Origin of the sequence: Microbacterium sp. SORGH_AS_0421, assembly GCF_030818635.1 — a bacterium.
GTDB lineage: Bacteria > Actinomycetota > Actinomycetes > Actinomycetales > Microbacteriaceae > Microbacterium.
Map to the genome: position 1 here is coordinate 2299315 of NZ_JAUTAO010000001.1, position 12941 is coordinate 2312255.

14 protein-coding genes are annotated in these 12941 nt (G+C 69.4%); 8 read left to right on the plus strand and 6 right to left on the minus strand.

The genetic code is table 11. The features are described from left to right. Positions 1-178: 178 nt before the first annotated feature. From QE416_RS10935 to QE416_RS10955, 5 genes are all read left to right on the plus strand, one after another. Positions 179-466, plus strand: a complete 288-nt coding sequence (locus QE416_RS10935; protein ID WP_307316115.1) for a hypothetical protein — start codon at positions 179-181, stop codon at positions 464-466. Positions 467-470: 4 nt separating this feature from the next. Then, positions 471-635 (plus strand): hypothetical protein, encoded by a 165-nt coding sequence (locus QE416_RS10940; protein WP_307316116.1) that lies wholly within the window; start codon positions 471-473, stop codon positions 633-635. A 270-nt stretch (positions 636-905) separates the two neighbouring features. Then, positions 906-1151, plus strand: a complete 246-nt coding sequence (locus QE416_RS10945; RefSeq protein WP_307316118.1) for a hypothetical protein — start codon at positions 906-908, stop codon at positions 1149-1151. Positions 1152-1390: 239 nt separating this feature from the next. Then, entirely contained in the window at positions 1391-2470 is a 1080-nt protein-coding gene (locus tag QE416_RS10950; RefSeq protein ID WP_267789386.1) for an acyl-CoA desaturase, read from the plus strand. Between the two features lie 155 nt (positions 2471-2625). Next, positions 2626-3561 (plus strand): alpha/beta fold hydrolase, encoded by a 936-nt coding sequence (locus QE416_RS10955; protein WP_307316120.1) that lies wholly within the window; start codon positions 2626-2628, stop codon positions 3559-3561. 3 nt (positions 3562-3564) lie between these two features. Here QE416_RS10955 and QE416_RS10960 read toward each other — a convergent pair whose 3' ends face one another. Then, positions 3565-4533: an NADP-dependent oxidoreductase gene (locus tag QE416_RS10960; protein ID WP_307316122.1), complete on the minus strand. Its 969-nt coding sequence runs from the start codon at positions 4531-4533 to the stop codon at positions 3565-3567. A gap of 187 nt (positions 4534-4720) precedes the next feature. Between QE416_RS10960 and QE416_RS10965 the strand changes: the two genes are divergently transcribed. Further along, positions 4721-5605: a LysR family transcriptional regulator gene (locus tag QE416_RS10965; protein WP_307316124.1), complete on the plus strand. Its 885-nt coding sequence runs from the start codon at positions 4721-4723 to the stop codon at positions 5603-5605. Here QE416_RS10965 and QE416_RS10970 read toward each other — a convergent pair. From QE416_RS10970 to QE416_RS10980, 3 genes are all read right to left on the minus strand, one after another. Then, the gene (locus tag QE416_RS10970) at positions 5562-7229 is read right to left on the minus strand and encodes an FAD-binding dehydrogenase (RefSeq protein WP_307316126.1); all 1668 of its coding nucleotides are present in this window, start codon (positions 7227-7229) and stop codon (positions 5562-5564) included. The two genes, QE416_RS10965 and QE416_RS10970, sit on opposite strands and share 44 nt — an antisense overlap. A gap of 92 nt (positions 7230-7321) precedes the next feature. Next, positions 7322-8614: an ABC transporter permease gene (locus tag QE416_RS10975; RefSeq protein ID WP_307316128.1), complete on the minus strand. Its 1293-nt coding sequence runs from the start codon at positions 8612-8614 to the stop codon at positions 7322-7324. Next, positions 8611-9318, minus strand: a complete 708-nt coding sequence (locus tag QE416_RS10980; RefSeq protein ID WP_267786679.1) for an ABC transporter ATP-binding protein — start codon at positions 9316-9318, stop codon at positions 8611-8613. The genes QE416_RS10975 and QE416_RS10980 overlap by 4 nt, the downstream gene beginning before the upstream one ends. A 134-nt stretch (positions 9319-9452) precedes the next feature. Here QE416_RS10980 and QE416_RS10985 point away from each other — a divergent pair, with 134 nt between their 5' ends. Then, the gene (locus tag QE416_RS10985) at positions 9453-10661 is read left to right on the plus strand and encodes a sensor histidine kinase (protein WP_307316131.1); all 1209 of its coding nucleotides are present in this window, start codon (positions 9453-9455) and stop codon (positions 10659-10661) included. Beyond that, positions 10658-11323: a response regulator transcription factor gene (locus QE416_RS10990; protein WP_307316133.1), complete on the plus strand. Its 666-nt coding sequence runs from the start codon at positions 10658-10660 to the stop codon at positions 11321-11323. Before QE416_RS10985 ends, QE416_RS10990 begins: the two co-directional genes overlap by 4 nt. A 448-nt stretch (positions 11324-11771) precedes the next feature. Here the strand turns inward: QE416_RS10990 and QE416_RS10995 are convergent, their stop codons facing one another. Beyond that, a complete protein-coding gene (locus QE416_RS10995) occupies positions 11772-11984 on the minus strand; it encodes an alternative tryptophan synthase beta-subunit (protein ID WP_307316135.1) in 213 nt (70 codons plus the stop codon). Positions 11985-12467: 483 nt separating this feature from the next. Beyond that, positions 12468-12902, minus strand: a complete 435-nt coding sequence (locus QE416_RS11000) for a DUF2000 domain-containing protein (protein WP_307316138.1) — start codon at positions 12900-12902, stop codon at positions 12468-12470. Between the last annotated feature and the right edge of the window lie 39 nt (positions 12903-12941).

Consider the following 12941-nt stretch of genomic DNA (forward strand, 5'->3'; position numbering starts at 1 on the left):
GCTTCACAGGTTTTGCAGGTCGAAACCAGAGTGGGCGGGCGGTCGTCGTCCCGACTCGGTAATCCCGACTTCTCCGCGCTGATTTCAGTCGAAAACTGCGAGCAGACAGTGATGCTCCGTTGTTCCTGATCAACGGGATCGATCAGGCCGAGGCAGCAGGACAACCTTCTGGGTCACGATGCCCGAGGAGCGTGCGGCCGTTCGAGAGCGCTTCGGCACTCCCGCGGCGGCCATCCGCGCATCACGACAGCCGTGCGATGAAGGGCAGGCCGTCGTCGCGGCCGACCTCATCCTCAGCACCGCAATCCTCGCCGAGGTCGCCGTCGACCTTCTCAACGACGATGGCGCCGGGCGCTCGCGTCACGAGGCGAAGGAGGCCCTGTGGCAGCGGAATCACGCGCTGCTGGGGCGACGTTTCTGGCTGGCCGGCCCTCGGATTGAAGCGCGAGCCGGCGGGGCAGAGTGAAGGCATGCTTACTGCCGCCGAACATGAGGAACTGACGCTGCTGCGAGCGCGTGCCTACGGCCGGAGTTCGGGCGCGCAGCGGTCGTTTACCGACGAGCACGTCGAGCGGCTGCATGAGCTCGAATCTCGCGCGGACGGCGGACCGCGCGCATGCGCCGGCGGAACGTGAGCACGATCCCGATCCCGCCGAAGGGCCAACCAGTGCGGCGACCGGGCGCGGTCCGAGCAGACGATGCGTGGCAATCGTCACCGCCGCTGCACTTGATCTGGGCCTGCTGGCAGGGATCGTCATCGGGATACTCTCCCCGCGCTGCGCACCGCCGGGGACATCGCAGAGCTGCGATACGCCAACTCGGACGAAGGCACCTTTCCCATTCCCGAGGCCATAGGGTCGCTGGATGCCGACACTGTTCGCTATGTCGCGTTCCTGGACGACAGCGTGATCTACATCGGTCGCCAGCCCGATCAACCCGACGAAGCGTGCCTGGCCGTCGTGCAGACGAACACCGGCGGCAATGAGACGACGGTTCAATGCGAGGCCGCCGATGTCACGGTCCAGGCGAGCGAAGACACGTGGGCAGTCATTGGGCAGCCCGACTCGGCCAAGATGAACAACATCGTTCTCACCCAAGTCGACGCCCGTCAGCTCTCGCCGAGCGTGACTGCATACGTCCCGCGTGACTGACCGTCACCACCCCGGGATACGACCCCACGCGGACCCAGCCTGGCAATCGCCTGGGCAACGCCATCGCCATCGACCCGGAACATGCGGAATTCCGGGGATCACGGCGTCGCCGTATACGCCTGCGCGCATACGCCCCCCGTAGCGTGGCCAACAAGTCGTCGGCATCTGCCCCCGGCTTCGAGACTTCGGTCACCCCCACCGAGGAGCACGCATTGGCTGCACCCGTCATCGAGTCCCGGATGGGACCGATCCGTCAGACCTACAAGGGAACGACGGAGTTCCCGCCCATGGCCAAGGCCTACACGGAGTTGTCGCAGGTCGTCCGAGAGACGGGCCTGCTCGTTCGCGCCCGCCGGTTCTACGCCCTGGTCGGCACCGTCCTCGCCCTCGGGTTCGGCGGGGCGATTACCGGCTTCGTCCTGCTCGGCGACAGCTGGTTCCAGTTGCTGATCGCCGCGGCCCTCGGCATCCTGTTCACCCAGGTGGCGTTCCTCGCCCACGAGGCCGCGCACAAGCAGATCTTCTCCTCGGGTAAAGCCAACGACCGCCTCGCGCTGTGGCTCGCGGCCGGTGTCGTCGGCATGAGCCTGTCCTGGTGGACCTCGAAGCACACCCGCCACCACGCCAACCCCAACCGCGTGGGCAAAGACCCCGACATCGAGATCGACACGATCTCGTTCATCGAGGTCGACGCCGCCAAGGCGCGCGGCCTGCAGCGCTGGATCACCCAGCGCCAGGGGTGGGCGTTCTTCCCCCTGCTCACGCTCGAGGGCGCCAACCTCCACTTCATCGGTCTGCGCCACCTGCTCTCGAAGGAGCCGGTCAAGGGTCGCTGGACGGAGCTCGGCCTCATCGCCCTGCGCTTCGCGGTCTTCGTGGCTCCGGTGTTCGTCTTCCTGCCGCTCGGCATGGCCTTCGCCTTCGTCGGCGTGCAGCTCGCCGTGTTCGGTCTGTACATGGGTGCCTCGTTCGCGCCGAACCACAAGGGCATGGCCGTCATCGCTCCCGATGCGAAGCTCGACTTCTTCAGCAAGCAGGTGCGTACCTCGCGCAACATCACCGGCGGGTGGTGGGCCACGTGGCTCATGGGCGGTCTGAACTACCAGATCGAGCACCACCTGTTCCCGAACATGCCGCGCCCGCACCTCAGCAAGGCCCGTGCGATCGTCAAGGAGCACAGCCAGACGCTCAACGTCCCCTACGTCGAGACCACCTTGTTCGAGTCGTACGGCATCGTCATCCGTTACCTGAACCAGGTGGGGCTCGCCGCTCGCGACCCGTTCGAGTGCCCCATGACTTCGGCGGCCGCGCGGGCCTGACGCCCGCACGACCATCCATCCCAGAGGGCCCCGCATCGCGCGGGGCCCTCTGTCGTGGTTTCGGTGACAAATGTCACCGCGAGTGGTGACCGACGGCTCTCCCGCCCACGGGGGTCCGCTGGTCGACTGGAGGAACCTCGACCCGAAGGATCCCCGTGAAGAAATCCACCCGCCTCGCCCTCCTGTTCCCACCCGTCGTGATCGTCGGCGTCCTCGCGGCGACGCTGGCCACCACGGCCGCCGTCAACGCCGTGGCCACCCGCGCCGAGGCCGCGGAGATCACCCCGTACGGCCAGCGGGTTCCCGTGGGGGGTCGTTCGATGAACGTCGTCGTGAGCGGTGACCACGCGGAGACCATCGTGCTGCTGCCGGGCCTGGGCACCGCGGCACCCGGCCTCGACTTCGCCCCGCTCATCGACCAGCTCGACGACACGTACCGCGTCGTCGCCGTCGAGCCGTTCGGAACCGGGCTGAGCGATCAGACCGACGTACCGCGCACGGCCGCGAACATCACGAGCGAGGTGCACACGGCGCTGGAGTACCTCGGCGTCGACCGCTACGCGCTCATGGGGCACTCGATCTCGGGCATCTACGCGCTGACCTACGTCGAGGCGTATCGCGATGAGGTGACGGCGTTCGTCGGCATCGACAGCAGCGTGCCGGACCAACCCGGCGGTGACGAACCGATCGCGACCGACTCCCTCGCCCTCTTGAACACTCTCGGCCTCACCCGCGCCCTTCGAGCGCTCGCCCCCGACCCGTACGAGGGACTGCCCTACGGCGCGAACGAGAGGGAGCAGATGCGTCTGCTCACGAACGCGAACTCCGCGGCGCCGACCGTGCTCGACGAGATGGCCCACGCATCGACGAACGTCTCCGACGCGAGCGGTCGACGCTTCCCCGCCGACCTCCCGGTGCTGCTGTTCGTGCGCGAGGCCGACGATGACGTCGAGGGATGGGTCGACCTTCACCGCGCCCAGGCGGCATCCGTCGACCGGGGCGAGATGGTGCCGATGGCGGGCGAGCACTACCTGCACCACACGCTCTCGCGCGAGATCGCCGAGGGTACGCGCCGCTTCGTCGGCGGCTGAGGCTCAGGGCACGAGAACGATCTTTCCCGTTCCCGTCCCCGTCCCCGCCTGCCCGAACGCGTGCGCTGCCGCGGCGTCGGACAGGGGGAACGTCTTCGCGACGACCACACGCACCTGGCCGCTCGCCGCGAGCTCGGCGAGGCGTTCCCGGAACGAGAGTCGGTAGGCGGTGCCGGCATCCTGACCCGGTCCATAGCCGAGGAGCTTGATGCCGGTGCCGTGGCGTCGGTCCGAGCCCGTGATCGAGGCGATGCGGGCGGGATCCGCGACGAGCGCGAGCGAGACGTCGAGCGCTTCGTCGGTGCCGACGGTGTCGATCGCGGCGTCGATTCCGTCCGGCGCGACGCCGCGCACTCGATCGGCGAGTCCCGCACCGTACTCGACGGGGATCGCGCCGAGTTCGCGCAGCAGCTCGTGATGACGGGCTGAGGCGGTGGCGATCACCCGCGCGCCGAGCTGCCTCGCGAGTTGCACGGCCATGAGTCCGACTCCGCCCGCGCCGCCGTGGACGAGCACGGTCTCTCGTGCGACGAGCCCGGTCGCCGCGAGGGTGTGGGCGGCGGTGAGGCCCGCGAGCATGAGCGACCCGGCCTCCGCCCAGCCCAGCGCGGCGGGTTTGGGAATGAGGGATGCCACGGGTGCGACGACGTGATCCGCATACGCCGCGTGCGCGGGATAGACGATGACATCGTCGCCCACCGCGGTGCCCTCGACGCTCGAGCCGACCGCGATGACCGTTCCCGCGGCATCCATGCCGAGCGCCGGAAGCGTCTCGGTCAGTCCGGCCTCCTCTTTCTCGTCGTCGTCCACGTCGTGGAAGGCTCCGCTGTAGAGCTTCCAGTCGAGCGGGTTCACACCGGCAGCGCGCACGCGCACGACGACCTCGTCGGGGCCGGGCTCGGGGGTGTCGATCTCGACCACCTCGAGGACCTCGGGACCGCCGAAGGCGCGGGGGCGGATGACTCTGGACATGGGGACCTCCGGGATCAGGGGGCGGCTCGATCTCGCGCCCGATCCATCGTCGCCCGGGGAATTGGGTTTCAGAAAGCGCAACATATGCAAACCGTCATTGCGTCAGACACAATGATGAAGGTGGCGATCGAACAGATGGACCTCAATCTCCTGCGCGCACTCGACGCGCTCCCTGCAGACGGGCAGCGTGTCGCTGGCCGCGGAGCGTCTGCATCTCTCCGTGCCCGCGACCAGCCGGGCGCTGGGGCGTCTGCGTCAGACGATGAACGACCCGCTGCTCGTGCGCGCGGGCCGCGGCATGGTTCCCACCCCGTTCGCGCTGCGGACGGCGCCGCGCGTACGGTCTCTCCTCGAGGAGATCGAACGCCTCCGGCGTCCCGCCGCCGACGACCCGTCCGCGTGGCACCGAACGTTCTCGATCCGCATCAACGACGCCCTGTCGCCCGTGCTCGCGCCGCGGCTCACGCGTCTGGTCGCCACCCGTGCCCCGCACGTCCAGCTGCGGTTCATGGCGCAGCAGTCCAAGACGGTCGAACTCCTACGCGATGGCACCCTCGATCTCGACGTGGGCGTCGTCGATCCCGGTCCGCCCGACGTGCGAGCATCCGTCCTCTTCGCCGACACCTTCGTCGCCGTGGTCTCGGCGGCATCGAGAATCGGACGGATGCCGCGGCTCGATCTCGACGAGCTGTGCGCGGTGCCGCACGTCTCGGCATCGCGCCGCGGACTCGACCGCGGTCCGCTCGATGAGGCCCTGGAAGCGCGGGGGCGGAGCCGGCGCGTCGTCGCTGTGGTCCCGACCTACGCGGTCGGTGCGCTGATGGCGCTCGAGGACGACGTGCTGTGCCTCATCCCCTCGGTGCTCGCCCGGCACCTGACCGAGCGCGGGGTGCCCTTGCGCGTGCACGAGGTTCCCGTCGACCTGCCGAAGGCCACCGTGCAGCAACGGTGGCACGAGCGGGTCGAAGCCGATCCGGCATCGCTCTGGCTGCGCGCGATGACGCAGGAGGCGGTCGGTGAACTCCGGCTCACAGACGCCCCGCCAACGCCCTCCCCACCGTCCGCCCGGTGAACAGGCACCCGCCGAGGAAGGTCCCCTCGAGTGCGTTGTACCCGTGGGCGCCGCCGCCGCCGAAGCCCGCGGCCTCGCCGGCCGCGTAGAGCCCGGGGATCGGCATCCCGGATCCGTTCAGGGCGCGGCCGTCGAGGTCGGTCTGGATGCCGCCGAGTGTCTTGCGCGTGACGATCCAGAGCCGCACGGCGATGAGCGGGCCGTGGCGGGGGTCGAGGATCGCGTGGGCGGGGACCGTGCGGAACAGGCGGTCGCCGCGGAAGCGTCGGCTGTTCTGGATGCCAATGGTCTGAGCGTCTTTCGAGTACGGGTTCACGACCTCGCGGTCACGCGCCTCGAGCTGCCGGCGGATCGAGTCCTCGTCGAGGAGATCGTCTCCGGTGAGGGCGTTCATGCCGCGCACGAGCTCCGCCAGGGTGTCGGCGACGACGAAGTCGGCTCCCTCCCGCTTGAAGTCCTCGACCGGGCCGGGAGCGGCACGCCCGAGCCGCGTGCGCAGCAGCAGAGCCAGGTCGCGGTTGGTGATGTCGGGGTTCTGCTCTGACCCCGACAGCGCGAACTCCTTCTTGATGATCGTCTGATCGAGCACGAACCACGAGTAGTCGTAGTCGACGAGGTCGGGCGTCGAGCGCAGGATCTTCAGCGTGCCGAGGGTGTCGTACCCGGGCAGCCCCGGGAGGGGCAACCGGCGACCGCGCGCGTCGAGCCACATCGAGGAGGGACCGGGCAGGATCCGGATGCCGTGACCCGGCCACACGGGGTTCCAGTTCTGCAGCCCCTCGGTGTAGTGCCACATGCGATCGCGGTTCACCAGGCGTACGCCCTGGTCGGCGGCGATGTCGAGCATGCGTCCGTCGACGTGCGCGGGGACGCCGGTGACCATCGTGCGCGGGGGAGTGCCGAGGCGAGCGGGCCACCAGTGGCGCACCCGCTCGTGGTCGCCGCCGATACCGCCCGAGGCGATGACGACGGCCTGCGCCGAGAGCTCGAACTCGCCGACCACCTCATGTGACGACGACACCCCGCGCGGGGAATCGTCGGGGGTGAGGATCGCGCCGCGCACGCCCGTCACGGCGCCGTCGGTGAAGACCAGTTCGTCGACCCGGTGGCGGAACCGCAGGTCGACGGCATCCGCCTTTCTCGCTTTTTCGGCGAAGGGTTCCGAGATCCCGGTGCCCGTTCCCCACGGCACGTGGAAGCGGGGAACGGAGTTGCCGTGGCCCCCGGCGCTGAGCGACCCGCGTTCCGCCCAGCCGACGACGGGGGTGAACCTCACGCCCTGCTGTTGCAGCCACGCGCGCTTCTCGCTGGCGGCGAACTCGACGTACGCCCGCCCCCACTTCTGCGCCCATTCGTCCTCGGGGTGCGCGCCGTCCAGGCGGTCCCAGCCGGCGGAGCCCTGCCAGTCCTGCCAGGCGAGCTCGAACGAGTCCTTGACCCCGAGACGGCGTTGCATGGGGGAGTCGACGAGGAAGATCCCGCCGAACGACCAGAACGCCTGCCCGCCCAGGTTGGCGGCGTTCTCCTGCTCGACGATGATCACGCGCTTTCCCGCACCTACGAGCTCATTGCTGGCGACGAGGCCCGCGAGCCCTGCTCCGATGATGATGACGTCGGCGTCCATGTTCTCCCTCGGCGTCGAGTGGCGGGACCCACGCTACGCCGGTCGACGCGTCGAGGGCCGGTGCGGGGAGTCCCCGCGCACCGGCCCTCGTCTCACTCGTATCGCAGCGACTCGACCGGGTCGGCGCGCGCGGCACGCGCCGCCGGCAATGTTCCGGCGAGGAAAGCGATCCCCATCACCGCCAGCGTCGTCACGACGATCGACACCGGATCGAAGGCGATGAGCTGCAGGCCGGGTAGGTCGCTGAACAGGCTCGTCGCGAGTTGGGCGCTGACCGCCGTCCCCACCCCGATCGCCACGACCGCGCCGAGCGCACTGCCCAGCAGACCGATGAAGATCGCCTCGAGGCTGAAGAGCGTGAACACGCGTCCGCTCCCCATGCCCATCGCCTTCATCAGGCCGATCTCGCGCGTGCGTTCCTGCACCGACATGAGCAGGGTGTTGACGATGCCGAAGCTCGCGGCCAGCAGCGCGATGATCGCGAAGGCGTTCAGGACCAGCACGATCCCGTTGATCACCGCTTCGAAGGTGCCCAGCTGATCGGCGACCGTCGTGCCGGTGTAGCCGGCGTCGGTGAGCGCGGCCTTCACGTCGGTCACGTTCGCGCCCGCTGCCATCGTCGCGCTTGCCGAGGCGTACCGGTCGAGCTGGTCGGCGGGGACGCCGGTGTTCTGCGCGGCCGACAGTGCATTCTCGAGCGCGGCGTTCGTCCTCAGCGTCGTGGTGCTGCCGAAGGCCTCCTCGGTCACCCCGGTCACCGTCGCCTCGACCGTGTGTTGCGTGCGCACCGGATCGGTGACCGCGATGGTCACGGTGGCACCCACGGCCGCTTCGGCGTCGGCGAAGCCCATCGGCGCCACCAGGGCGTCGGGGAGGGCGACCTCCAACGTCTCGGAACCGTCGTCGGGCGCTGCCCCCGCTCCCAGCTGCGGCGTCTGTCCCGCCACGAGGCTCCCGGCCCGTGCGACGTACGGATCCCCGCCCGCCGCCTGAACGTAGTCGATCGTCACAGATCTCACCGGCTCCACGTGAGAGATGCCCGGGAGCGCCCCGATCGCCGCGACGTCGTCGTCGGTGAGCGCCGTGACCTCGGTCGAGGTACCCGGAGGGCCCGCCTGACGCCCCGACGAGATGGCATCCGGATCGTATTTCTGAGGACCCGTGGATGCCGCGGCGTCGGTGCTCGTTTTCGTCACGGTCAGCGCGTCCGAGGCGCCCATCGCGCTCACGGTGCTGTCGATGAAAGCGTTGATGCCGGTTCCGAGCCCGTTGGTGATGGTGAGGGTGAAGGCGCCGACGAAGATCGCCAGCACCGTCAGGATCGTGCGGGTCTTCGAGCGGGAGGTGTTGGCGACGGCGGTGCCGACGAGGTCGAGGATTTTCATGCCGCGCTCCGCTCTTCGGCGACGATCAGGCCGTCGCGGATCTGCACGCGGCGGTCGCACCGCGCCGCCAGGTCTTCGTCGTGCGTCACGACGATCAGGGTGATGCCGTGCTCGCGATTGAGGCGGAAGAGGATGTCCTCCACGACCGCTCCGGTCGCCGAGTCGAGGTTGCCGGTGGGCTCGTCGGCGAAGATCACCTGCGGGTCGTTCACGAGCGCCCGCGCGATCACCGCGCGCTGCTTCTGTCCGCCCGACAGAGCGGTGGCCTTGTTGCGGGCCTTGTCGCCCATGTCGAGCTCGGCCAGGGCGGCCAGCCCTCGACGCTTGCGCTCGGCGCGTCCCACCCCGGCGATCTTCAGCGGCAGCACGACGTTGTCGAACACCGACGCGGTCGGCGTCAGGAAGAACTGCTGGAACACGAAACCGAAGGTCTTGTTGCGCGTGCGGTTCAGCCGGCGTCCGCGCAGGGTCGTGGCATCCACTCCGTCGAGGCGTACGGTGCCGCGCGTAGGTGCGTCCATCAGCGCCAAGAGGTGCATGAGCGTGGACTTGCCCGAGCCGCTCTTGCCGAGGATGGCGATGCTCTCGCCGCGATGGATGTCGAGGGTCACCCCGCGCAGCGCGTCGAAGCGGGCGGAACCTCGGCCGTACGACTTGTGCAGATCGGTGACCGAGAGGAGTGGGGGAGCAGGATCGGATGCCATGACCTCACCCTCGCGCTCGGACCCCGGATGCCGCGTCCCGCCGCCGGGGAGGACGCCTCCCCCCCCACGGGGGTATTCGGCAATGACCCGCCGGGGCGATCGCCGGGAGGGGAGGGAGGGGACAGACTGGTCGGGTGAGCGCCCCCGGATCCACGATGCCCGCGCGTCGCGCGATGCGGGCGGCGCGTCCGTGGCTCGTCGACCTCGGCTTCGCCTTCCTCATCGTCGGGCCCGCGTTCGCGCCCATCCCCGTCGCCGAGATGCGTCCGGCGAACACCCTCGCCCTCGTCCTGGTGCTGCTTCCGGCCGCGGTGCTGCCGCTGCGGCGCGTGCGTCCTCGGGTCGCGCTCGCCGCGTGCGCGGCGCTGTACCTGGGGGCGTTGAGCCTGGGAACCCTCTCGCCCGGTGCGACCCTCGCGCTGATCGTCTCGATGTACGCCGTCGCCCAGCGCACGACCCGGCGGGTGTCGGTCCCGGCCGGTCTCGTGGCCGTGGTGGTCGTGGCGGGGGTGAGCATCGCCATCACGCTCGTCACCGGCATAGACACGCGTTTTCTTCAGGTGGCCCTCGCCCTCGCCCTCGCGGGGGCGGTCGGCGACGCATCCCGATCGCGACGCGCGTACGTCGAAGCGGTGGAGGAGCGGGCACGACGGGCCGAAGAGACCCGTGAGGCCGAGGCCCGTCGGCGCGTCACCGAGGAGCGCCTGCGCATCGCTCGCGACCTGCACGACGCGGTCGCGCACCGCATCTCGGTGATCAGCCTCAACGCCGGCGTCGCGTCGTCGTCGCTTGAGACGCGCCCCGAGAAGGCACGTGAGGCGCTCGCCACCATCCGCACCACCTCGCGCGACGTGCTCGGCGAGATCGGCGGGATGCTCAGCGTGCTCCGCACCCCCGACGAGGCCGTGGCCCTCGAGCAGCCCGGGCTCGCACGCGTTCCCGAGGTGGTCGAGTCGGTGCGCGTGGCGGGGTGGGACGTCGTGGTGCGCGACGAGATCGGAACGGATGCCGAGGCCCCCGGCATCCCGATCGGGATCGGCATCGTGGCCTATCGCGTCGTGCAGGAGGGCCTCACGAACGCGATGAAGCACGGCAGCACGCGCCGCGCGCACGTCCTGATGCGCCGCGACGGGGACGTTCTCGAAGTCGTCGTCACGAACCCCCTGGATCGCATGCCCGACTCCGAGGACGCACCGCCGACATCGGGGTTCGGTCTCCTCGGCCTGCGCGAGCGCGTCGACGCCGTGCGCGGCGAGCTCGACGCCGGCCTCGCCCCCGGCGGCTACCGGCTGGCCGCGCGTCTTCCCCTCCCCGCCGCCGCTCGATCGGAGACCGCCCCGTGACCACCGTCATCGTCGTCGACGATCAGTCGCTCATCCGCTCCGCCGTTCGCGATCTGCTCGACGCAGCCGACGGGATCACGGTCGTGGGCGAGGCCGCCGACGGCGAGACTGCTGTCGCGCTCGCCCGGCACCTCCGACCCGATGTGGTCGTGTGCGACATCCGGATGCCGCGGATGGACGGCATCGACGCCACCGCGGTGATCTGCGCCGACCCGGCCCTCACCGACACCCGGGTGCTCATCCTGACCACCTTCGAGGAGGACGAGTACGTCGTTTCGGCTCTGCGGGCCGGGGCGAGCGGGTTCATCGGCAAGGGCGCCGAGCCCGACGACATCGTGCGGGCGGTGCGAGCGGTGCACGAGGGGGGAGCCCTGCTCTCTCCGACGGCCACGCGCGCGATGATCGAGACCTGGGTGCGCGCGGCTCCCGCGCCGGTGGGTGCGCCCCCGTCGCTCGAGGCATTGACCGATCGCGAGCGCGAGGTCTTGCTGCTCATCGCGCGCGGGCACTCGAACGACGAGATCGCCGCCCAGCTGTTCATCTCTCCGCACACGGCGAAGTCGCACGTGAAGAACACGATGCTCAAGCTCCGGGCCCACGATCGCGCGCAACTGGTGATCGCGGCATACGAGAGCGGGCTGCTCCGTCCCGGTCGCGGATGATTCTCGCTCCTATGATCGTGTGGTGGTGATCACGGCGAAACAGATCGGTGAACTTCGCCAGCGGTGGAAACGGGAGAGCTACCGGATCGATCGACGACGAGCGGGGGTCGCGGTGCGGTGTTCCGTGGGTGCGCGATTCACGGGACAGCAATGGCGGCAAGCGACATTCATCGACTGCCGGTTCCGGCACACGGTCGTCACGCAGTCCGATTTCGGTGCGGCGACGTTCTCCGAGTGTCGATTCGAGGGGGGTTCTTGGGACCCGGACTCCATCTCTCGAGCGAGATTCGACGGGGAGCAGCCGCGCGTCCGCAGCGAGGCGCACTGACCCGGAGGCCCGTGCGCGGATCATGCGCGCACTCACTCGCCGGGGCCGGGTGATCTTCGCGTCGAGGTTCGGGATGCAGGCCCCGGCGGTCGGCCGCCTCCGTCCGCTCGCTGCCGGTTCTCAGCGCGGGACGACGGGCGCTTCCGCTCGCCGCGGTGGGTAGTCGCGAAGCGAGATCTCGCGGCTGTCGAACATGCCTCGACGCGCGCGGACCATGGTCACGCCGGAGCGGCGCAGATTCTCGGCGAGTTCTGCCGTCAAGGGCGCGTGATGCGCTTTCTGCCATCCGCCCGCCAGCGTGTAGGTGTGGGTCACCGTGCGGGGTCGAGTCATGGATGCCTCCTGAGGGAACCGTAGCGCCCGTGAATCGCACTCATCCCAAATGTCTTGCACCCGTCATCTGCCGGTTTTCCGGCGTAACCCGGTCGGTCACGATCGGAGCCGAAGCGCCCCCCGACAATGTCGCTATGACCACCGCGCGCATCGTGATCCTGTTCGCCCTGGCCGCGGTCGACGACGTCGGTTACCTGGAGCGGCACATCCAATCTCTAGAGGGATGAGTAGTTAGCTAGGCGAAATATTGGTCGCTTGTCAAGCGCCCTCCGTGGCGACGGCCTCTCGCGGACACTTGATCCATGAAGAACGAGAACACGCCTCACGAGGGCCTTGCCGACGACTTCGCCGATCTCGACACCTCGCGCCCCTTCGGGTCGTACCTGTCGGTGATCAACGGCGGTAACTAGTCGTCCGGAATCTCCGAGCGAGGTTCCTACGAGAGGGCCGGATGCCGTGGGCGTCCGGCCCTTCGTCGTTCGCTCACTCGTGGAACGTCGCCCCCTTGACCACCCGGTCGACGACGTTGCGCGGACCGCGCACGGCGATGCCGACCAGATCGAGATCGGATGCCGGAACGGCGGCGACCGCGGCGCGGTTGGCGACGTCGTGCGACGTCCCGAAGAGCTCGCGGGTGTAGATCGCCAGGGCGACGTCGTCGCGTGCGGCGGCCTTGGCCCGTGCTCGGGAAAGGGCGTCGCCATCGGCCGTGAGCACGATGACCGGCTGACGGAGCATCGGCAGGTAGGTCGTGCCGTCGGCGTCGCGGTAGGGCTCCCCGACGAGGTCGTCGGCGCTGGTGGCGATGCCCGACATCAGGAAGGCCGTCACGTTGAGTTCCTGCCAGGCCGCGAGGCCGGTTGTGAGCACCACGACCACCTTCGAGTCGAAGCGGGGTGGGTCGGTCAGATCAGTCATGGATCCAGCTTCTGCCCGCGGTGTCGGGGGCGTCTTGTA